Source organism: Cellulomonas sp. KH9 (assembly GCF_900114185.1).
Classification (GTDB): Bacteria; Actinomycetota; Actinomycetes; order Actinomycetales; family Cellulomonadaceae; genus Cellulomonas.
Window position 1 is genome coordinate 1,244,993 of record NZ_FOSE01000001.1, and the last position, 20,683, is coordinate 1,265,675.

Below are 20,683 nucleotides of genomic sequence, written 5' to 3' on the forward strand. Positions count from 1 at the left end.
GGAGCCTCCGAGGTCTCTCGATGTCGAGTAACCTGGCCGCCACACCCACTGGCACAGGAGGCAGGCCCCCGCATGGCGAAGATCAAGGTCGTCGGCCCGGTCGTCGAGCTCGACGGCGACGAGATGACGCGCATCATCTGGCAGTTCATCAAGGACCGCCTGATCCACCCGTACCTCGACATCGACCTGCGGTACTACGACCTGTCGATCCAGAACCGGGACGCGACCGACGACCAGGTGACCATCGACGCCGCGCACGCCATCAAGGAGCACGGCGTCGGCGTCAAGTGCGCGACGATCACGCCGGACGAGGCGCGCGTCGAGGAGTTCGGCCTGAAGAAGATGTGGGTCTCGCCCAACGGCACGATCCGCAACATCCTCGGCGGCGTCGTCTTCCGCGAGCCGATCATCATCTCGAACATCCCGCGGCTGGTGCCGGGCTGGAACAAGCCGATCATCATCGGCCGTCACGCCCACGGCGACCAGTACAAGTCGACGAACTTCAAGGTGCCCGGCGCCGGGAAGATCACGATGACGTTCGAGCCGGCCGACGGCTCCGAGCCCCAGCAGTTCGAGGTCGTGACGATGCCCGAGGCGGGCGGCGTCGCGATGGGCATGTACAACTTCAACGAGTCGATCCGCGACTTCGCGCGGGCCTCGTTCTCGTACGGCCTGCAGCGGGGCTACCCGGTGTACCTCTCGACGAAGAACACGATCCTCAAGGCGTACGACGGTGCGTTCAAGGACATCTTCGCCGAGGTCTTCGAGACCGAGTACAAGGACAAGTTCGAGGCCGCGGGCCTCACGTACGAGCACCGCCTGATCGACGACATGGTCGCCGCCGCGATGAAGTGGGAGGGCGGCTACGTCTGGGCGTGCAAGAACTACGACGGTGACGTCCAGTCCGACACCGTCGCGCAGGGCTTCGGCTCGCTCGGCCTCATGACGTCCGTCCTCATGACGCCCGACGGCAAGACGGTCGAGGCCGAGGCGGCGCACGGCACGGTGACGCGGCACTACCGCCAGCACCAGGCCGGCAAGCCGACGTCGACCAACCCGATCGCGTCCATCTTCGCCTGGACCGGCGGCCTCAAGCACCGCGGCAAGCTGGACGGCACGCCCGAGGTCACGCAGTTCGCGGAGACCCTCGAGGACGTCGTCGTCAAGACCGTCGAGAGCGGCAAGATGACGAAGGACCTCGCGATGCTCGTCGGTCCCGAGCAGCCGTGGCTGACGACCGAGGAGTTCCTCGCAGCCCTCGACGAGAACCTCGCCGCGCGGCTGGGCTGACACCCGACAGCGTGCCATGACGGCGCCCTCCCCGCACGGGGAGGGCGCCGTCGTGCGTGCCGCTCCGGTAGGTTCGACGCAGGCGTCGACGCCGAGGCGTCGCGCCGCCCATCGGTCGACCGAAGGAGCCCCTCCGTGTCCGTCACCACGCCCGCTGTCGTCACCGTCACCGGCGCCGCCGGCCAGATCGGCTACGCCCTCGCGTTCCGCATCGCGTCGGGCCAGCTGCTCGGCCCCGACACACCGGTCCGGCTGCGGATGCTCGAGATCCCGCCCGCGGTGAAGGCTGCCGAGGGCGTCGCGATGGAGCTCGACGACTGCGCGTTCCCGCTGCTCGACGGCATCGACGTCACGGACGACGCGAAGGCGGCCTTCGACGGCGTGAACGTCGCGCTCCTCGTCGGTGCCCGCCCGCGCACCAAGGGCATGGAGCGTGGTGACCTGCTGAGCGCGAACGGTGGGATCTTCGGCCCCCAGGGGGCGGCGATCAACGAGGGCGCCGCCGCTGACGTGCGGGTGCTCGTGGTCGGCAACCCCGCCAACACCAACGCGTACATCGCGTCGGCCCACGCGCCGGACGTCCCGGCGGAGCGGTTCACGGCCATGACCCGCCTCGACCACAACCGCGCGCTGGCCCAGCTGCGCCTGCGGACCGGTGCGGCGATCGACGACATGGCGCGGCTCGCGATCTGGGGCAACCACTCCGCCACCCAGTACCCCGACCTCACGCACGCGACGATCGGCGGGCGGCCCGCGCTCGAGGTCGTCGGCGACGACGCGTGGGTGCGCGACACGTTCATCCCGACGGTCGCCAAGCGGGGCGCCGCGATCATCGAGGCGCGCGGTGCGTCGTCGGCGGCATCGGCTGCGAACGCCGCGATCGACCACGTGCACACGTGGGTGCACGGCACGCCCGCGGGGGACTGGACGTCGGCGGGCGTGGTCTCGGACGGGTCGTACGGGGTGCCGGAGGGGCTGATCTCGTCGTTCCCGGTGACCGCGGCCGACGGCGCCTACACGATCGTCCCCGACCTGGACGTCGACGCGTTCTCGCGCGAGCGGATCGCCGCGTCCGTGGCCGAGCTCGTCGAGGAGCGCGAGGCGGTGCGCGCGCTCGGGCTCGTCTGACGGCGGGCGGGCGCCCCGGTCAGCCCTCGATGTGCGCGCGCCGGGCGGTGACGAGCGCGCGGACGGCGTCGGTGTGCGAGGTGGTCGTCGACGGTGCCCACGGGTCGAGTGTGGCACCGGGCGAGGGGGCGTCCTCGGTCGTGCGTCGGGGGTCGGACCGGTCCGTCCGGGTCCTCCTGGTCGGTCCGCTCTGACCGAAACCCTTGCTGCAAGTTCTTGCAACGGGTTACGGTCGCAGGACGAGCCACCGACGGCACGACGGCGTGCCGCGACGAAGGAGTCCTGATGGCAGGCCGCACCCCGCTCCGTCCACCCGCTGCCCGCACGGCCCGGCGGCTCGTCGCCGCGACCGCGGCCGCAGCCGTCGCCGCCGGCGGCGCCCTCGCACTCACGCTCCCGGCGGCGGCCGCCACCGCGGGTTCCGTCGTGCTCGTCGGCAGCCTGCAGGACGAGCTGGGGTGCGCGGCCGACTGGGACCCCGCGTGCGCTGCGACGACGCTCGCGCCGACCGACGTGCCCGGCCGGTTCGCGGCGACGTTCACCGTCCCCGGCGGCAGCCACGAGTGGCAGGTGGCGCTCGACGGCACCTGGGACGCGTCGTACGGCGCCGACGGCACCGACACGAACACCCCGCTCGTGCTCGCCGGCCCGGCGGACCTCACGTTCACCTACGACGACGCCACGCACCGCACGTCGGTGGCCGTCGAGGACCTCGCCGGCGGCTACACCGGTGCCGACGCGCCGCTGGTCGCCGACCCGGTGCGTGACCCGGGGGCGGGGGAGAGCTTCTACTTCGTCCTCACGGACCGGTTCGCCAACGGCGACCCCGCGAACGACACGGGCGGCCTGACGGGCGACCGGCTGACCACCGGCCTGGACCCCAGCGACAAGGGCTTCTACCACGGCGGCGACCTGGCGGGCCTGCGGGAGCGGCTCGACTACATCGAGGGTCTGGGCACCACCGCGATCTGGCTCACGCCGTCGTTCCTCAACCGCCCGGTGCAGGGGACGGGCGCCGACGCGTCGGCCGGGTACCACGGCTACTGGATCACGGACTTCACGCGGATCGACCCGCACCTGGGCACGAACGCCGAGCTCGAGGCGCTCATCGACGACGCCCACGCGCGCGGCATCAAGGTCTACTTCGACATCATCACCAACCACACGGCCGACGTCATCGACTACGCCGAGGGCACCCGCACGTACGTCGACCAGGCGACCGTGCCGTACCGCGACGCGTCCGGCGCGGCGTTCGACCCCGCGGACTTCGCCGGCACCGACGACTTCCCGGAGCTCGACGCCGCGACGTCGTTCCCGTACACCCCCGTGGTCGACCCCGCCGACGCCGACCTCAAGGTCCCGGCCTGGCTCAACGACCCGACGCTCTACCACAACCGCGGTGACTCCACCTGGACCGGGGAGTCCGTCACGTACGGCGACTTCAGCGGCCTGGACGACCTCATGACCGAGCACCCCACGGTCGTGGACGGCTTCGTCGACGTCTACGAGGCGTGGGTCGACCTCGGTGTGGACGGCTTCCGCATCGACACGGTCAAGCACGTGGACCGCGAGTTCTGGGACGTGTTCACCACGCGGGTCGCGCAGCACGCGACGGCGGCAGGCAACCCGGACTTCTTCATGTTCGGCGAGGTGTACGACGCGGACCCCGCGCTCACCGCGCCCTACGTGCGCGAGACGGACATGAACGCCGTCCTCGACTTCTCGTTCCAGGCCGCGGCCGCGAACTACGCCAAGGGCCTGTCCGCGGCAGGGCTGCGAGGGCTGTTCGCGGGTGACGACCTCTACACCACGCCCACGAGCAACGCGCAGGCGCTGCCGACCTTCCTCGGCAACCACGACATGGGCCGTATCGGGTACGCCGTCAAGGACGCGGGCGACCCGCAGGCCCGTTCCGGCCTGGCGCACTCCCTCATGTACCTCACGCGCGGGCAGCCGGTCGTCTACTACGGCGACGAGCAGGGGTTCGTCGGCGACGGCGACCTGGGCGGCGGGGACAAGGACGCCCGGCAGTCGCTCTTCGCCACGCAGGTCGACGAGTACGCCGACCAGGCGCTGCTGGACGGCACCCCGGCGGGCTCGGTGGACCGGTACGACACCGGTGCGCCGCTCTACGCGCACGTCGCGGCGCTCGCGGACCTGCGGGCGTCGACGCCGGCGCTGGCCACCGGTGCGCAGGTCGAGCGGTACGCCGACGGGCCGGTCTACGCGTTCTCGCGGGTCGGGGACGACGACGTCGAGCACCTCGTCGCGCTCAACAACGCCGCGACCCCGGCCACCGTCACGGTCGACACGCTGACGCCCGGCGCGTCCTTCACCCCGCTGCTGACGACGTCCGGCACGGGCGTGGTCGACGGCACGCCGGTCACCGCGGACGGCGACGGCGCCGTCACGCTCACCGTCCCGCCGTTCGGTGCGACGGTGCTGCGGGCCGGTGCCACGGTCGCGACCGGCGACGACGCGATCACGCTCACGGTGCCGGCGCCGGGTGCGGCCCTCGAGGGCCTCGCCCCCGTGGCGGCCGACATCGCGGAGGACGTGCCCGCCGCCACGTCGTTCGCCTACCGGGTGGTCGGCGGCGGCACCTGGGCGCCCCTCGGCACGGCCGAGACGACGACGCCGCGTGTCTACCACGACGTCACGGACCTGGCCCCCGGCACCCTCGTGGAGTACCGCGCCGTGCGCGAGGACGCCGCCGGTGCCCGCAGCGCCGCGTCGACGTACGGCAGCGTCGGGGTCGCGGTCGACGGCGTCGCGCCGCCGGCCGGGCCGGGCGACACGCTGGTCACGGTCCCCGGCAGCCACAACGCCGCGATGGGCTGCCCGGGCGACTGGCAGCCCGGCTGCGAGGCCGCGCGCCTGACCTCGACCAACGGCCTGGTGTACTCCGGGACGTTCAGCCTCCCGCCGGGCTCGTACGCGTACAAGGTCGCCGTGGGCGGCACCTGGGACGAGAACTACGGCGCGGGCGGCGCGCCGGGCGGCGACGACATCGCGTACACCGTCACGGGCGACGGACCGCAGCAGGTGACGTTCGTGTACGACGCGACCACGCACCAGGTGACGTCGTCGGCGCAGGGCGCGCTGCTCACGCTGCCGGGGTCGTACCAGAGCGAGGCGGGGTGCGCGGCCGACTGGGACCCGGCGTGCCTGGCGACCGCCCTGGTGGACGGCGACGGTGACGGCACCGCGACGCTCACGCTGCCGGACCTGGCGGCCGGCACCTACGAGGTCAAGGTCGCCCACGGCCTGTCGTGGGAGGAGAACTACGGCGTCGACGGTGTCCGCGGCGGCGCGAACCTCGTCTTCTCGGCACCGGGCGGAGCGCCCGTCACGTTCACGTACGACCTGGCGACCCACGTGCTGACCGTGCAGGCGACCGACCCGCCCCTGCCGGGCACGGGACAGCTCGCCGCGCACTGGGTCGACGCCCGCACGCTCGCCTGGCCGGTGACGCTCGTCCCGCCCGGGACGGACCCCACGACGCTCGCGTTCACGCTGCACGGCTCCGCCGACGCCACCCTCGAGGTCGTCGACGGGCAGGTCACCGGCGGCGAGGAGGTCGCGCTCGCGGTGGTGCCCGGTGGGTTGACCGAGGCCCAGCGCGTCCGGTTCCCTGCCCTCGCCGGGTACCTCGCGCTGCGCGTCGACGCGGACCGCACCACGGTCGAGCGGCTGCTCACGGGTGAGCTGCTCGTGCGGCAGGCCGACGCGCAGGACGTCGCGCAGGCGGTCACGGGCGTCCAGGTGCCGGGCGTGCTCGACGACCTCTACGGCGCGCCTGCCGCGCAGCGCACGCTCGGCACCACCTGGGCGAAGGGCGCCCCGTCGCTCGCGCTGTGGGCGCCCACCGCGCAGGACGTCGACCTGCTGGTGTGGCCCGCCGACCGGCGCGGAGACGTCGACACGACGGCCGAGCCCGTGCGGACCGCCGCGACGCGGCAGTCCGACGGCTCGTGGACCGCGGCCGGGCCCCGTACCTGGGCCGGTGCGGCGTACCTCTGGGAGGTGACGGTCTACGCGCCCACCACGGGCGCGATCGAGGTCAACCGTGTCACCGACCCGTACGCGGTGGCGCTCACGCTGAACTCGACGCACGGCGTGCTCGTCGACCTCGACGACGCCCGCTACCGCCCGCGGCAGTGGGAGCGCACGCGGCAGCCCGTCGTGCGGCCCGTGGACCAGACGATCTACGAGCTGCACGTGCGGGACTTCTCGATCTCCGACGAGACGGTGCCCGAGCGGCTGCGCGGCACGTACGGCGCGTTCGCCGTGCGCAGCAGCGACGGCCGCGACCACCTGCGCGCGCTCGCCGACGCGGGGCTGACCACGGTGCACCTGCTGCCCACGTTCGACATCGCGTCGATCGAGGAGGACCGGGACGCGCAGGCGACGCCGGACTGCGACCTCGCGTCGCTGCCCCCGGACTCGCCGGAGCAGCAGGAGTGCGTCCGCGCCGTCGCGGGGCAGGACGCGTTCAACTGGGGCTACGACCCGTGGCACTGGACCGCGCCCGAGGGCTCGTACGCGGTGGACGCCCACGGGGGCGCGCGGATCGCGGAGTTCCGGTCCATGGTCGGGGCGCTGCACGCCGACGGCCTGCAGGTGGTCCTCGACCAGGTGTTCAACCACACGGCGGCCAGCGGGCAGGACGCGACGAGCGTGCTGGACCGCGTCGTGCCCGGCTACTACCACCGGCTGGACGCGACCGGCCGGGTGGAGACGTCGACGTGCTGCCAGAACGTGGCGACCGAGCACGCGATGGCCGAGAAGATGATGGTCGACTCGGTCGTGACGTGGGCCCGGGACCACAAGGTCGACGGCTTCCGCTTCGACCTCATGGGCCACCACTCGCGCCAGACCATGGAGAAGGTCCGCGCCGCGCTGGACCGGCTGACGCCGCGCCGTGACGGCGTCGACGGCTCCGCCGTCTACCTGTACGGCGAGGGCTGGAACTTCGGCGAGGTGGCGGACGACCGCTTGTTCGAGCAGGCCACGCAGGGACAGCTCGGCGGGACGGGCATCGGCACGTTCTCCGACCGGCTGCGTGACGCGGTCCGCGGCGGCGGCCCGTTCGACGAGGACCCGCGGCTGCAGGGCTTCGGCTCCGGTGCGTTCACCGACCCGAACGGCGCGCCGGTCAACGGCACCGCGGACGAGCAGCTCGCCCGGGTGCAGCACCAGGGGGACCTGGTCCGGCTCGGCATGGCCGGCGACCTGCGGGACTTCCGGCTGCTCGCGAGCGACGGCACGGTGCGCCGGGGCGACCAGCTGGACTACAACGGGCAGCCGGCCGGGTACGCCGACTCCCCGGAGGAGGTCGTCACGTACGTCGACGCGCACGACAACGAGACGCTGTTCGACAACCTGTACCTCAAGCTGCCGCCGGGCACCCCCATGGCGGACCGGGTGCGGATGAACACCGTCTCGCTCGCGACGGCGACCCTCGCCCAGACGCCGTCGTTCTGGCACGCGGGCGCCGACCTGCTGCGCAGCAAGTCGCTGGACCGCAACTCCTACGACTCGGGGGACTGGTTCAACGAGGTCGACTGGTCGCAGCAGGACAACGGCTTCGGCCGTGGGCTGCCGCCGGCGCCGGACAACGAGGCGAAGTGGGGGTTCCAGCAGCCGCTGCTGGCCGACCCCGCGCTGGTCCCCACGCCCGCCGACATCGCGACGGCCGCGACCGCGTCCGCGGAGCTGCTGGAGCTGCGCTCCTCGACGCGCCTGTTCCGGCTCGGGGACGCGCGGCTGATCGAGGAGAAGGTCACCTTCCCCGGGTCCGGCCCCGACGCGGCACCGGGCGTCGTCGTCATGCACGTCGACGACCGCGCGGGTCGGCGCGCGGGCTCGTGGCGTCCGCGCGCGGACGTGGACCCGCGGCTCGACGGGCTGCTGGTCGTGGTCAACGCGTCCGACGAGCCGACGACGCAGACGGTCGACGCCCTCGCCGGTCGGCGGTACGCGCTCTCGCCCGTGCAGGCGAGCGGGGCCGACCCGGTGGTGCGGGGGACCACGTACGACCGGGCGACCGGGACCGTGGTGGTCCCGCCGCGGACCGTGGCCGTGCTCGTCGAGGACGCGCGTCCCGGTGCCGGCGGCGGCTGGTGGGGCGGTGCCGGCGGCGGCGGGTGGGGCGGTGCGTGCGGCGTGCTGGGGCGCTGGCTCCCGGGTCTCTGCGGGTGAGCCCGCACCGGGCCGTGGCTTCAGTCCTCGAAGGCACGGCCCGGTCTGCCGTCGGGATGCTCCTGGTCTGCACGGTCTCCTGCGCGCTGCGGCTCCCGCGCGATCGGGATGTTCCGGTCAGGACACGGAATGGTCACGGCCCTTGCCCCGTCTAGCGTTCAGGTCTTGAATGCAACGCGAAGCCGTACGGCTGACCGGCACCGTCGCCGGACAGGGACCCGGACCCCCGTGTCCCGACCGGCTCGCGGCACGACGAGGGAGCGACAACGATGTCACTGGCGTGGAGGAAGAGTGCGATCGCGATGGTCGCCGCGGGTGTGCTCGTCGGGTCCATGGCGGCCTGCAGCAGCGAGCGCGACACCGGGTCCGGCAGCACCGACAGCGGCGACGCGGAGGACATGCTCGTCGGCATCGCGATGCCGACCAAGAGCCTGGAGCGGTGGAACCGCGACGGCTCGCACCTCGAGGAGCTGCTGACCGACGCGGGGTACGAGACGAGCCTGCAGTACGCCGACAACAAGGTGGATCAGCAGATCACCCAGCTCGAGAACATGATCAACCAGGGCGCGGACATCCTGGTGATCGCGTCGATCGACGGCACGGCCCTCGGGCCGACCCTCGACCAGGCGGCGGACGCCGGCATCACGGTCATCGCCTACGACCGCCTCATCAACGACACGCCCAACGTCGACTACTACGCGACGTTCGACAACTACGGCGTGGGCACGATGCAGGGCGAGTTCATCGAGGAGGCGCTCGACCTGCCCGGCGGCGCCGGGCCGTTCAACCTCGAGCCGTTCGCCGGGTCCCCGGACGACAACAACGCGAAGTTCTTCTTCGCCGGTGCGTGGGACGTGCTGTCCCCGTACGTCGAGAGCGGGCAGCTCGTCGTCCCGTCGGGCAAGGGGCCGCAGTCCAACGACGACTGGGCCTCGATCGGCATCCAGGGCTGGAGCTCCGACACGGCGCAGTCCGAGATGGAGAACCGGCTGAACTCGTTCTACGCCGGTGGCACCCAGGTCGACGTCGTGCTCTCGCCCAACGACTCGCTGGCGCTGGGCATCGCACAGGCGCTCGAGGGCGCCGGCTACGCCGCCGGACCGGACTACCCGGTGCTCACCGGTCAGGACGCCGACCAGGCCAACGTGCTCAACATGATCGCCGGCAAGCAGGCCATGTCGGTCTGGAAGGACACCCGTGCGCTCGGTGACCAGGTCGCCACGATGGTCGACCAGATCGTCGCCGGCGACACGGTCGAGGTGAACGACGAGGAGACGTACGACAACGGCGAGAAGGTCGTGCCGACCTACCTGCTGCCGCCGCAGGTCATCACGCCGGACACGGTCGACGTGCTCGTCGACTCGGGCTTCTACCAGGCCTCCGACCTGGGCATGTGAGACCCGCACCGGCCGCGCGACCGCCCGGTCGCGCGGCCGGTGCCGCCCCGACGTCACGGCCCTGCCCGGACCACCAGCGAGGACACATGGACACCGAGCACATCCTCGAGATGCGCGGCATCACCAAGACGTTCCCCGGCGTCAAGGCCCTGGCGGACGTCACCCTGGCCGTGCGGCGCGGCGAGATCCACGCGATCTGCGGGGAGAACGGCGCCGGCAAGTCGACCCTGATGAAGGTGCTCTCGGGCATCTACCCGCACGGCGCCTACGCGGGCGACGTCGTCCTCGACGGCGAGGTGCAGGAGTTCCGCGGCATCCGCGACTCCGAGCGCCGGGGGATCGTGATCATCCACCAGGAGCTGGCGCTGTCCCCGTACCTCTCGATCGCCGAGAACATCTTCCTCGGCAACGAGCGTGCCGAGCGCGGCGTCGTCGACTGGAATCGCACCAACGCCGAGGCCGCGCGCCTGCTCGACCGCGTCGGGCTCGCGGAGCGTCCCGACACCCGCGTCAGCGACATCGGCGTCGGCAAGCAGCAGCTGGTCGAGATCGCGAAGGCCCTGTCGAAGGAGGTGCGGCTGCTCATCCTCGACGAGCCGACCGCGGCCCTCAACGACGAGGACAGCGCGCACCTGCTCGGCCTCATCCGCGGTCTGCGCGAGGAGGGCATCACCTCGATCATCATCAGTCACAAGCTGAACGAGATCGAGGCGATCGCCGACACCACGACGATCCTGCGTGACGGCCGCACCATCGAGTCCCTCGACATGCACGGGGACGAGACCGTCAGCGAGGAGCGCATCATCCGGGGGATGGTCGGCCGCCCGCTGGACCACCGGTTCCCCGAGCACACGCCCGCGATCGGCGAGGAGGTGCTGCGCATCGAGGACTGGACGGTGCACCACCCGATCGACCAGGCGCGCAAGGTCGTCGACGGCGCGAGCCTGACGGTGCGCCGCGGGGAGATCGTCGGTCTCGCCGGCCTCATGGGCGCCGGCCGCACCGAGCTCGCGATGAGCGTCTTCGGCCGCTCCTACGGCACCCGGATCTCGGGCCGGCTCTACAAGGACGGCCACGAGGTCACCGCCACGACCGTCCAGGAGGCCATCTCCCACGGCATCGCGTACGCCACCGAGGACCGCAAGCGGTTCGGGCTCAACCTCATCGACACCGTGCAGCACAACATCTCCGCGGCGTCGCTCGGCACCCTGGCGCGCGGTGGCGTCGTCGACCGGGAGGAGGAGACCAAGGTCGCCGAGCGGTACCGCACGGAGCTCAACATCCGGACGCCCTCGGTCCGGGCGCTGGTCGGCAAGCTCTCGGGCGGCAACCAGCAGAAGGTCGTGCTCGCCAAGTGGCTGCACGCCGACCCGGACGTCCTCATCCTCGACGAGCCCACCCGGGGGATCGACGTGGGGGCGAAGTACGAGATCTACACGATCATCAACCGCCTCGCGGAGGCCGGGAAGGGTGTGGTCGTCATCTCCTCGGAGCTGCCCGAGCTGATCGGGGTCTGCGACCGCATCTACACGCTCAGCCAGGGCCGGGTCACGGGCGAGGTGGCCCGGGCCGACGCGACCCAGGAGCACCTCATGCACTTCATGACGATGGACAAGGACGGGATCGCCCGATGAGCACCACCACCGACGTCAACGTCCCCTCCCCGACACCCCCGGACGCACCGCGCGTCTCCCTGGGACAGCGGCTGCAGGGGCTGGGCGGCAACGCCCGCCAGTACGGGATCTTCGGCGCCCTCGTCGTCATCGTCCTGCTGTTCCAGGTCCTCACCGACGGCAAGCTGCTGCTCGCCAACAACCTCGCGGCGCTGTTCCAGCAGAACGCCTACGTGATGATCCTGGCGATCGGCATGGTCATGGTCATCGTGGCCGGTCACATCGACCTGTCGGTGGGGTCCGTCGTCGCGTTCGTCGGCGGCATCGTCGCGGTGACGATGCGCGACCCGATCGGGCTGCCGTGGACCACGGCCGTGCTCGTCGGGCTGGCGGTCGGCGCGCTGGTGGGCGCCTGGCAGGGGTTCTGGGTCGCGTACGTGGGGATCCCGGCGTTCATCGTGACGCTCGCGGGCATGCTGGTGTTCCGGGGTCTCGCGCTGGTCGTCGTCGGGGAGACGCTCGCGGGCCTGCCGCCGGCCTTCATCCGCATCGCCAAGGGCTACCTGCCCAGCGAGCTGCTCGGGTACGTCGGCAACATGGACGCGCTCACGCTGCTCATCGGCGCGATCACGGTCGGTGCCATCGTGCTGACGCAGGTGCGGGCGCGCCGGGCGCTGCGCAGGCACGACCTGCACGTCGAGGCGGCGGGGCTGTTCCTGGCCAAGATCGCCATGATCGCCGTCGGCATCGGCGTCCTCACCGTCATCCTGTCGTTCTCGGCCGGCGGCACGCCCATCGTGCTCGTGATCGTCGGCGTGCTGGTCGTCGTGTACTCGTTCCTCATGGGGCGCACGGTCTTCGGCCGGCACATCTACGCGATCGGCGGCAACCGCCAGGCCGCCGCGCTGTCCGGCGTGAGCACGCGCAAGGTCGACTTCTGGATCTTCGTCAACATCGGGTTCCTGGCCGGTGTCGCGGCAGTGGTCACCACCGCCCGTGCCGGCGCGGCGATCGCCGCGGCCGGGCAGGGGTACGAGCTCGACGCCATCGCCGCGTGCTTCATCGGCGGTGCGGCCGTCACCGGGGGCATCGGTCGGATCTCCGGGGCGATCATCGGCGCGCTCATCATGGGCGTGCTCAACATGGGCCTGTCGATCATGTCCGTCGACCCGTCGTGGCAGATGGCCATCAAGGGCATGGTGCTGCTGCTCGCCGTCGCGTTCGACCTGCTCAACAAGCGGCGGGCGGGCACGCAGTAGGGGCGCGGCGGCGCGGCGGGGGCCGTGCGCGCCGGTAGGTTGCGACGGTGAGCAGGCGAGGGGCGGCAGCGGGTTCGCAGACCGCCCTGCGCGAGGCCAACAAGGGGCTCGTCGTCGGGACGGTGCAGCGGTACGGCGGGCTCACGCAGGTCGAGCTCGCCGCCGCCACGGGCCTGTCCCAGGCGACGGTCTCGACGATCGTGCGCGAGCTGCTGGCCGCGGGGGTCGTCGAGACCGCGGTCACGACGCGCAGCGGGCGCCGGGCGCAGCTCGTCACGCTCGCGCGTCGCGTCGGGCTGGCGGTCGGGGTGCAGGTCGGCCACCGGCACCTGCGCGTCGCGCTCGGGGACTTCGCGCACGAGGTGGTGGCCGAGCAGGCCCTGCCGCTGCCGTACGAGCACCCGTCGGACACGACGCTCGACCGGGCGGCGCTGCTGGTCATGGAGATGCTGGAGCGCATCGGGTCGGACCTCGAGGAGGTCGTGGGGATCGGCGTGGGGGTGCCCGCGCCCGTCGACACGGACACCGGCATGGTCTCGGTGCCGGGCGTGATGCGCGGCTGGGAGGGTGAGCACCTGGGCCAGGTGCTCACCAAGCGGCTGGGGCGCCCGGTGCACGTGGACAACGACGCGAACCTCGGGGCGCTCGCGGAGGCGACGCTCGGCGCGGCCCGCGGCTACCGCGACGCGGTCTACGTGCGCGCGTCCTACGGCACCGGGGCGGGCATCGTCATCAGCGGCCAGGTGCACCGGGGCTTCGCGGGCACGGCCGGGGAGATCGGGCACGTGCAGGTGGACCCGACGGGGCACATCTGCCGGTGCGGCTCGCGCGGCTGCCTCGACACGGTGGTGGGGGCGACGGCGCTGGTGGAGCCGCTGCGCGCGACGCACGGCTCGCTCGCGCTGCGCGACGTGATCGCGCGGACGCGCCAGGGCGATCCCGGGTTCGTGCGGGTGGTCGCGGACGCCGGTGCCGCGATCGGGGCGGTGGTCGCGGGGCTGGGCACGGCGGTCAACCCGCAGTGCGTCGTGGTGGGCGGGGAGCTGTCGGAGACCGGCGAGGTGCTGCTCGGTCCGTTGCGTGAGTCGGTGCGGCGCGGGGTCCTGCCCAACCAGATCGCCCCGCTGGAGGTGGTGCCCGCGCAGCTGGGGCAGCGTGCGGAGGTCATGGGGGCGCTGGTGCTGGCGCTGCGCGCGGCGGACGTGCCGGTCCGTGCGCCGGAGGACGTGCTGCTCGACGGGGACGGGGCCGGGGCCGGGGTCCGGGACGGCGAGGGTTGACCGGGGGAGAGCAGGGGGATTCACTGCATCTGGTGCGTGCGCGACGAGGAGCGGGTGGGTCCAGGCATGACTGACGGGTCGCGGGTCCCGCTGCTGTCGATGCGTGGTGTCAGCAAGCGGTTCGGTGGGGTCGAGGCGCTCGTCGGTGTCGACCTCGACGTGCACCGCCACGAGGTCGTGGCCCTGGTCGGTGACAACGGTGCCGGCAAGTCCACCCTGGCCAAGACGGTCGCGGGCGTCCTCACGCCCGACACGGGGCTGGTCGAGATCGAGGGCGTGCCGGTGAGCATCCCCACGCCGGCGGCCGCGCACGCCCTGGGTGTGGCGACGGTCTTCCAGGACCTGGCCCTGTGCGACAACCTCGACGTCACCTCCAACCTGTTCCTCGGTCGGGAGCTGCGCGACGCCCGCGGCGTCCGCGACGACGAGCGCATGGAGCAGATGGCCCGGCGCATCCTCCACGACCTGACGAGCCGGATCCCGTCCGTGCGGGTGCCGCTGGCGAGCCTCTCGGCCGGGCAGCGGCAGTCCGTCGCGATCGCGCGCACGCTCATCGGCGACCCGCGCATCGTCGTGCTGGACGAGCCGACGGCGGCCCTGTCGGTGGCGCAGACCGCGGAGGTGCTGCTGCACATCGAGGCGCTGCGGGACCTGGGGCTGGGTGTGATCCTCATCAGCCACAACATGACGGACGTGCGGTCGGTCGCCGACCGCATCGAGGTGCTGCGCCACGGCCGCAACAACGGCTCGTTCGACGCCCGCACCACGGGGTACGAGCAGATCCTGGCGGCCATCACCGGTGCGCTGCGCCCGGACGGCCCCCGGAGCCCGGCCGCCGCGCGGTCCTGACGGCGGGCGGGGTCGCGCCCCGCGCATCCCGCGGCGTTCCCGGGGGACGTCCCTCGCGCGCGGCCCGCGTGGGGGTGCTGGACCCCGTCCGGGTGGTTGGTCGCGCTCTCACGCCGCTCGTCCCGCAGCAGCGTGACCAAGTCGTGATGAGTTCGCAACCAAGAGACAGTCCTCCGGGGTTGACTTCGGGTTCCGAACGAAAGCAGAGTGTGCCCACTGCACGGGACGACGACGCCCTGTCGACACGCCCGACGCAGCCGGAGCCTCCGGTCGGTCGCGGCGCAGCGACCGCGCTCGGGCGCCCGATGAGTTCGGGACCGGAACCTCTCGACGACGAGAAGGAGCACAGAGATGCGACGCAGGATCACCACGGCGGCGGCGGCTGGAGCGCTGGCGCTGAGCCTTGCCGCCTGCGGCGGCGGCGGTGCGGGCAGCACCGACAGCACGGAGGGCGCCGGGGGCGGCGCCGAGAAGGGCGACATCACCATCGGCGTCGCCATGCCGACCGAGACCTCGGAGCGGTGGATCGCCGACGGCAACGCCGTCAAGGAGGGGCTGGAGAAGCTCGGGTACAAGGTCGACCTGCAGTACGCGGGCGACGACATCCCGACGCAGACGCAGCAGATCGACCAGATGATCACCAGCGGTGCGGACGTCCTGATCATCGCGTCGATCGACGGCACGGCGCTGACCAGCCAGCTGGAGAACGCGGCTGCGCAGAACATCCCGGTCATCGCCTACGACCGCCTCATCCGCGACAGCGACAACGTCGACTTCTACGTCACGTTCGACAACTTCGCGGTCGGCGTCGCCCAGGGCACCGCGCTGCTGCGGGGCATGGGCATCCTCGACGAGACGGGTGTCGAGGTCGCCGACGTCACCGGCCCCTTCAACATCGAGCTCTTCGCCGGCTCGCCGGACGACAACAACGCCGGGTTCTTCTTCGAGGGCGCCATGTCGGTCCTCGACCCGTACATCACCGACGGCACGCTCGTCGTGAAGTCCGGCCAGACCGACTTCGACACGGTCGCCACGCTGCGCTGGTCGCAGGAGGCCGCGCAGAAGCGCATGGAGGACCTGCTGACCTCCACGTACTCCGACGGCTCGACGCTCGCCGGTGTGCTCTCGCCGTTCGACGGCATCTCGCGCGGCATCATCACCGCGCTGCAGGGCGTCGGCCAGGGCCCGACCATCGAGGCCGGCCTGCCGATCGTCACCGGTCAGGACGCCGAGGTCGCCTCCGTCAAGCTCATCGCCGACGGTGTGCAGTCCTCGACGATCTTCAAGGACACCCGCAAGCTCGCGGAGCAGTCCATCAAGGTGACCGAGGCGTTCATCAACGGCGACGAGCCCGAGGCGAACGACACCGAGACGTACGACAACGGCAAGAAGGTCGTGCCCTCGTACCTGCTCGACGTCGACACCGTGTTCACGGACGACATCACCCCGCTCCTGGTGGACTCGGGCTACTGGACGGCTGACGAGGTCAAGTCGGGCGTCTCCGACTGACCCCGCCTGCGCGGCCCGGCCGGTCACCCCGGCCGGGCCGCGCAGCACCAGCCCCATCACCACCACTGAACGGAGGGGTCATGGACCACAGCGACATCCTCGAGATGCGGTCCATCACCAAGACCTTCCCGGGGGTCAAGGCGCTGCAGGACGTCAACCTGACCGTGCGGCGCGGCGAGATCCACGCCATCTGCGGGGAGAACGGCGCCGGCAAGTCGACCCTCATGAAGGTCCTGTCCGGCGTCTACCCGCACGGCAGCTACGACGGCGCCATCGTCTTCGAGGGCGAGGAGGTCGAGTTCGGCTCGATCAACGACTCCGAGGGACGCGGGATCGTCATCATCCACCAGGAGCTCGCGCTGGTGCCGTACCTCTCGGTCGCGGAGAACATCTTCCTCGGCAACGAGGTCCGGGCCGGCGGCCCGCTGATCGACTGGAACAAGGCCAACTCCGAGGCCGCGAAGCTGCTGGCCCGGGTGGGCCTCGCCGAGAACCCCACGACGCAGGTGTCGCACCTGGGTGTCGGCAAGCAGCAGCTCATCGAGATCGCGAAGGCGCTGTCGAAGCAGGTCAAGCTGCTCATCCTCGACGAGCCCACCGCCGCGCTGAACGACACGGACTCCGAGCACCTGCTCGGTCTGCTGCGTCACCTCAAGGAGCAGGGCATCACGTCGATCATCATCAGCCACAAGCTGAACGAGATCGCCGAGATCGCGGACCGCACGACCATCATCCGCGACGGCCGGACCATCGAGACGATGGACATGTCCGAGCCGGGCTCGACCCAGGACCGGATCATCCGCGGGATGGTCGGCCGGGACCTCGAGCACCGGTACCCGGAGCGCACGCCCGCCATCGGCGACGAGGTGCTGCGCGTCGAGGACTGGACCGTGCACCACCCCACCCAGTCGGACCGCGTCGTGATCGACGGTGCCTCGTTCACCGTGCGCGCGGGCGAGGTCGTCGGCATCGCCGGCCTGATGGGCGCGGGACGCACCGAGCTCGCGATGAGCATCTTCGGCCGCTCGTACGGCCGCGGCATCTCCGGGCGCATCTACAAGAACGGGCAGGAGATCACCGTCCGCGACGTGGACTCGGCGATCTCGCACGGGCTGGCGTACGCCACCGAGGACCGCAAGCGCTACGGCCTGAACCTCATCGAGGACATCCGCCGCAACGTCTCCGCCGCCGGTCTCCGCCGCCTCGCCCCCCGGGGCTGGGTCAACGGCAACGAGGAGATCAAGGTCGCGGAGGAGTACCGCGCGAGCCTGAACATCAAGGCCCCGACCGTCATGGCGCTGACCGGCAAGCTGTCCGGCGGCAACCAGCAGAAGGTCGTGCTCGCCAAGTGGCTGTACACCGAGCCCGACGTGCTGATCCTCGACGAGCCCACACGCGGCATCGACGTCGGGGCGAAGTACGAGATCTACACGATCATCAACCGGATGGTCGCGGCGGGGAAGGCGGTCGTCGTCATCTCCTCCGAGCTGCCCGAGCTGCTCGGCATCTGCGACCGGATCTACACCCTGGCGTTCGGGCGCATCACCGGTGAGGTGCCCGTCGCACAGGCCACCCAGGAGCGGCTGATGGAGCTCATGACCATCGAGCGCGAGACAGCAAAGGACCTTGCATCATGACGGCCATCGCCGGCTTCGGAGACATGGTGACGCGAAACCTCCGCCAGAGCGGGATCTTCGTCGCGTTCGTGATCATCGTGCTGATGTTCTCGTTGATGAACTCGAACTTCCTCAGCCCGGGCAACCTGACGAACATCGTCCTGCAGTACTCCTACATCCTCATCCTGGCCATCGGCATGGTCATGGTGATCGTGCTGGGACAGATCGACCTGTCCGTCGGGTCGGTCGTCGCGCTCACCGGCGCCGTGGCCGGCGTGCTGGTCATCCGGCACGGCGCGCCCTGGTGGATCGGCGTGCTGGCGGCGCTGCTCGTCGGTGTCCTGGTCGGGATGTGGCAGGGCTTCTGGGTCGCGTACGTCGGGATCCCCGGCTTCATCGTCACCCTGGCCGGCATGCTGCTCTTCCGCGGCATGACGTACCGGGTCCTCGACAACGTCTCGCTGTCGCCCTTCGGTGGCACGTACTACGACATCGCCAACGGGTTCTCCACGAACGGCTGGTTCGGGGGTTACGGCGTCGACGTCTTCACGCTCGTGATCTTCGCCGTCGCCGTGGCGGGGTACGCCGTCAGCCAGTGGCGCACGCGCCGCGGGCGCATCGCGTACCAGCAGGTCGTGGAGTCCATGCCGATCTTCGTCGGCAAGATCGTCGCCGTCGCGGTGGTCGTCATGTGGTTCGGGTACCAGCTCGCGCAGTACCGCGGCCTGCCGAACGTGCTGATCCTGCTCGCGGTGCTGATCCTGGCGTACTCCGTGGTCACGCAGCGCTCGGTCTTCGGGCGTCACGTCTACGCGATCGGCGGCAACCTGAACGCCGCCCAGCTGTCCGGTGTGAAGGTCCGTGTCGTGACCTTCTGGACCTACGTGAACATGGGTCTGCTGGCCGGCGTCGCCGGTGTCGTGTTCTCGTCGCGCATGAACGGCGCGCAGCCGAGCGCGGGCAACATGTTCGAGCTCGACGCGATCGCCGCCGCCTTCATCGGCGGCGCCTCGACCACCGGCGGCGTGGGTCGGGTGACCGGCGCCATGACCGGTGCGCTCATCATGGCCGTCATGAGCAACGGCATGCAGCTGATGGGCGTGCCGCAGTCGATCCAGCAGATGGTCAAGGGCCTCGTGCTCCTCCTGGCCGTCGCCTTCGACGTCTGGAACAAGCGTCGCGCCGACGCGCGCTGACGCCACGACGGACCCGCGCCGGGACCCCCGGCGCGGGTCCGTCCCCGTCGGCGCGCACCGCGCCCGGGGCGATGTGCCCCGCGCGCCGCAGTGCCGCCAGTAGGCTCGGCCGACGTGAGGGGACCGATGTCGGGATCGCAGTCGTCCCTCCGGGGCGCCAACCGCGCTCTCGTCGTCGAGACGGTCAAGCGGTACGGCGGCCTCACCCAGGTCGAGCTCACCGCCGCGACGGGCCTGTCACCCGCCACCGTCAGCTCGATCGTCAAGGAGCTGCTGGCCGCCGGTGCCGTGGACACCCGCAGCACCATCCGCTCCGGGCGGCGCGCACAGCTCGTCACCATCGCCCGACGCACGGGGCTGGCCGCGGGCGTCGACGTCGGCCGCCGGCACCTGCGGGTCGCGCTCGCGGACGTCACGCGCGAGATCGTCGCCGAGCAGAGCCTGCCGCTGCCCGCCGAGCACCGTGCCGACACCACGCTGGACCGCGCGGCCCTGCTGGTCGTCGACCTCCTGGAACGTCTGGGCGCCTCGCTCGACGACCTGCTGGGGCTGGGCGTCGGGCTGCCGGCGCCCGTCGAGCCCGGCACGGGCCTCGTCACGGTGCGGGGGGTGCTGCGCGGCTGGGACGAGGTCCCCGTCGTGCACGTGCTGGCCAAGCGGCTGGCCAAGCCGGTGCTGGTCGACAACGAGGCCAACCTCGGCGCGCTGGCCGAGAGCAGGTTCGGGGCCGCGCGCGGCTACCAGGACGTCGTGTACGTGTCGGTCGGTGCGGGGACGGGCGCCGGCATCGTGCTGTCCGGGCACCTCCACCGGGGGTTCGGCGGCACGGCGGGGGAGATCGGGCACGTCCAGGTCGACCCGCAGGGACGCATCTGCCGGTGCGGCTCGCGCGGCTGCCTCGACACCGTGGTCGGGTACCCGGCGCTGGTGGAGCCGCTCACCGAGACGCACGGCGCGCTGACCATCCGCGACGTGGTGCAGCGCGCTGTGGAGGGGGACCCCGGGTGCCGGCAGGTCGTCGCCGACGCCGGCGCCGTCATCGGCGGGGTCGTGGCGGGCATGGCCATGGTCGTCAACCCGCAGTGCATCGTCGTGGGCGGCGAGCTCGCGCAGACCGGTGACGTGCTGGTGCAGCCGATGCGTGAGGCGATCGCGCGCCGGGTGCCGCTCAACCAGGTCGCCACGCTCGACGTCGTCCCCGGTGAGCTGGGGGTGCGGGCGTCCGTGCTCGGCGCGCTCGCGATGGCGCTCGAGGCCACGGACCAGGCCGCCGTGGGCGGCGCACCGGACATCGCCGACCACTCGGACACTCCCGCCGGAGGCGGCTCATGACGAGGTTTGA

Annotated in this window: 12 protein-coding genes; all 12 read left to right on the forward strand. The window is 71.7% G+C overall.

The window, feature by feature from the left end; genetic code table 11:
• Nucleotides 1-72: 72 nt before the first annotated feature.
• The 12 genes from BMZ16_RS05730 (at nucleotide 73) to BMZ16_RS05785 (ending at nucleotide 20,673) form a co-directional block, all read left to right on the forward strand.
• Nucleotides 73-1,290, forward strand: coding sequence for an NADP-dependent isocitrate dehydrogenase (locus BMZ16_RS05730; RefSeq protein ID WP_089798539.1), 1,218 nt, complete (start codon nucleotides 73-75; stop codon nucleotides 1,288-1,290).
• 135 nt (nucleotides 1,291-1,425) lie between these two features.
• Complete coding sequence (locus tag BMZ16_RS05735) at nucleotides 1,426-2,418, forward strand: malate dehydrogenase (RefSeq protein ID WP_089798540.1); 993 nt, start codon at nucleotides 1,426-1,428, stop codon at nucleotides 2,416-2,418.
• A 285-nt stretch (nucleotides 2,419-2,703) separates the two neighbouring features.
• Nucleotides 2,704-8,622, forward strand: coding sequence for a pullulanase-type alpha-1,6-glucosidase (gene pulA, locus BMZ16_RS05740; RefSeq protein WP_089798541.1), 5,919 nt, complete (start codon nucleotides 2,704-2,706; stop codon nucleotides 8,620-8,622).
• Nucleotides 8,623-8,891: 269 nt separating this feature from the next.
• Nucleotides 8,892-10,019 carry a multiple monosaccharide ABC transporter substrate-binding protein gene (gene chvE, locus BMZ16_RS05745; RefSeq protein WP_089798542.1) on the forward strand — a complete coding sequence of 376 codons (1,128 nt, stop codon included), beginning with the start codon at nucleotides 8,892-8,894 and terminating at the stop codon, nucleotides 10,017-10,019.
• Nucleotides 10,020-10,105: 86 nt separating this feature from the next.
• The gene (gene mmsA / locus BMZ16_RS05750) at nucleotides 10,106-11,653 is read left to right on the forward strand and encodes a multiple monosaccharide ABC transporter ATP-binding protein (protein ID WP_089798543.1); all 1,548 of its coding nucleotides are present in this window, start codon (nucleotides 10,106-10,108) and stop codon (nucleotides 11,651-11,653) included.
• Nucleotides 11,650-12,891 (forward strand): multiple monosaccharide ABC transporter permease, encoded by a 1,242-nt coding sequence (mmsB, locus tag BMZ16_RS05755; RefSeq protein WP_089798544.1) that lies wholly within the window; start codon nucleotides 11,650-11,652, stop codon nucleotides 12,889-12,891. Before mmsA (BMZ16_RS05750) ends, mmsB (BMZ16_RS05755) begins: the two co-directional genes overlap by 4 nt.
• Before the next feature lie 47 nt (nucleotides 12,892-12,938).
• Complete coding sequence (locus BMZ16_RS05760) at nucleotides 12,939-14,171, forward strand: ROK family transcriptional regulator (RefSeq protein ID WP_089798545.1); 1,233 nt, start codon at nucleotides 12,939-12,941, stop codon at nucleotides 14,169-14,171.
• Nucleotides 14,172-14,237: 66 nt separating this feature from the next.
• Entirely contained in the window at nucleotides 14,238-15,020 is a 783-nt protein-coding gene (locus BMZ16_RS05765; protein ID WP_089798546.1) for an ATP-binding cassette domain-containing protein, read from the forward strand.
• Nucleotides 15,021-15,371: 351 nt separating this feature from the next.
• A complete protein-coding gene (gene chvE, locus BMZ16_RS05770) occupies nucleotides 15,372-16,529 on the forward strand; it encodes a multiple monosaccharide ABC transporter substrate-binding protein (protein WP_089798547.1) in 1,158 nt (385 codons plus the stop codon).
• An 80-nt stretch (nucleotides 16,530-16,609) separates the two neighbouring features.
• Nucleotides 16,610-18,166, forward strand: coding sequence for a multiple monosaccharide ABC transporter ATP-binding protein (mmsA, locus tag BMZ16_RS05775; protein ID WP_089798548.1), 1,557 nt, complete (start codon nucleotides 16,610-16,612; stop codon nucleotides 18,164-18,166).
• Nucleotides 18,163-19,341, forward strand: coding sequence for a multiple monosaccharide ABC transporter permease (gene mmsB, locus BMZ16_RS05780; RefSeq protein ID WP_089798549.1), 1,179 nt, complete (start codon nucleotides 18,163-18,165; stop codon nucleotides 19,339-19,341). The genes mmsA (BMZ16_RS05775) and mmsB (BMZ16_RS05780) overlap by 4 nt, the downstream gene beginning before the upstream one ends.
• Before the next feature lie 126 nt (nucleotides 19,342-19,467).
• A complete protein-coding gene (locus tag BMZ16_RS05785) occupies nucleotides 19,468-20,673 on the forward strand; it encodes an ROK family transcriptional regulator (RefSeq protein ID WP_089798550.1) in 1,206 nt (401 codons plus the stop codon).
• The last annotated feature ends 10 nt before the right edge of the window (nucleotides 20,674-20,683 follow it).

Bases quoted from the DNA above. Each gene is read 5' to 3' on its own strand.
- BMZ16_RS05730 (WP_089798539.1), top strand. From the start codon at position 73: ATGGCGAAGATCAAGGTCGTCGGCCCGGTCGTCGAGCTCGACGGCGAC.
- pulA (WP_089798541.1), top strand. From the start codon at position 2,704: ATGGCAGGCCGCACCCCGCTCCGTCCACCCGCTGCCCGCACGGCCCGG.
- chvE (WP_089798542.1), top strand. From the start codon at position 8,892: ATGTCACTGGCGTGGAGGAAGAGTGCGATCGCGATGGTCGCCGCGGGT.
- mmsA (WP_089798543.1), top strand. From the start codon at position 10,106: ATGGACACCGAGCACATCCTCGAGATGCGCGGCATCACCAAGACGTTC.
- mmsB (WP_089798544.1), top strand. From the start codon at position 11,650: ATGAGCACCACCACCGACGTCAACGTCCCCTCCCCGACACCCCCGGAC.
- BMZ16_RS05765 (WP_089798546.1), top strand. From the start codon at position 14,238: ATGACTGACGGGTCGCGGGTCCCGCTGCTGTCGATGCGTGGTGTCAGC.
- chvE (WP_089798547.1), top strand. From the start codon at position 15,372: ATGCGACGCAGGATCACCACGGCGGCGGCGGCTGGAGCGCTGGCGCTG.
- mmsA (WP_089798548.1), top strand. From the start codon at position 16,610: ATGGACCACAGCGACATCCTCGAGATGCGGTCCATCACCAAGACCTTC.
- mmsB (WP_089798549.1), top strand. From the start codon at position 18,163: ATGACGGCCATCGCCGGCTTCGGAGACATGGTGACGCGAAACCTCCGC.
- BMZ16_RS05785 (WP_089798550.1), top strand. From the start codon at position 19,468: ATGTCGGGATCGCAGTCGTCCCTCCGGGGCGCCAACCGCGCTCTCGTC.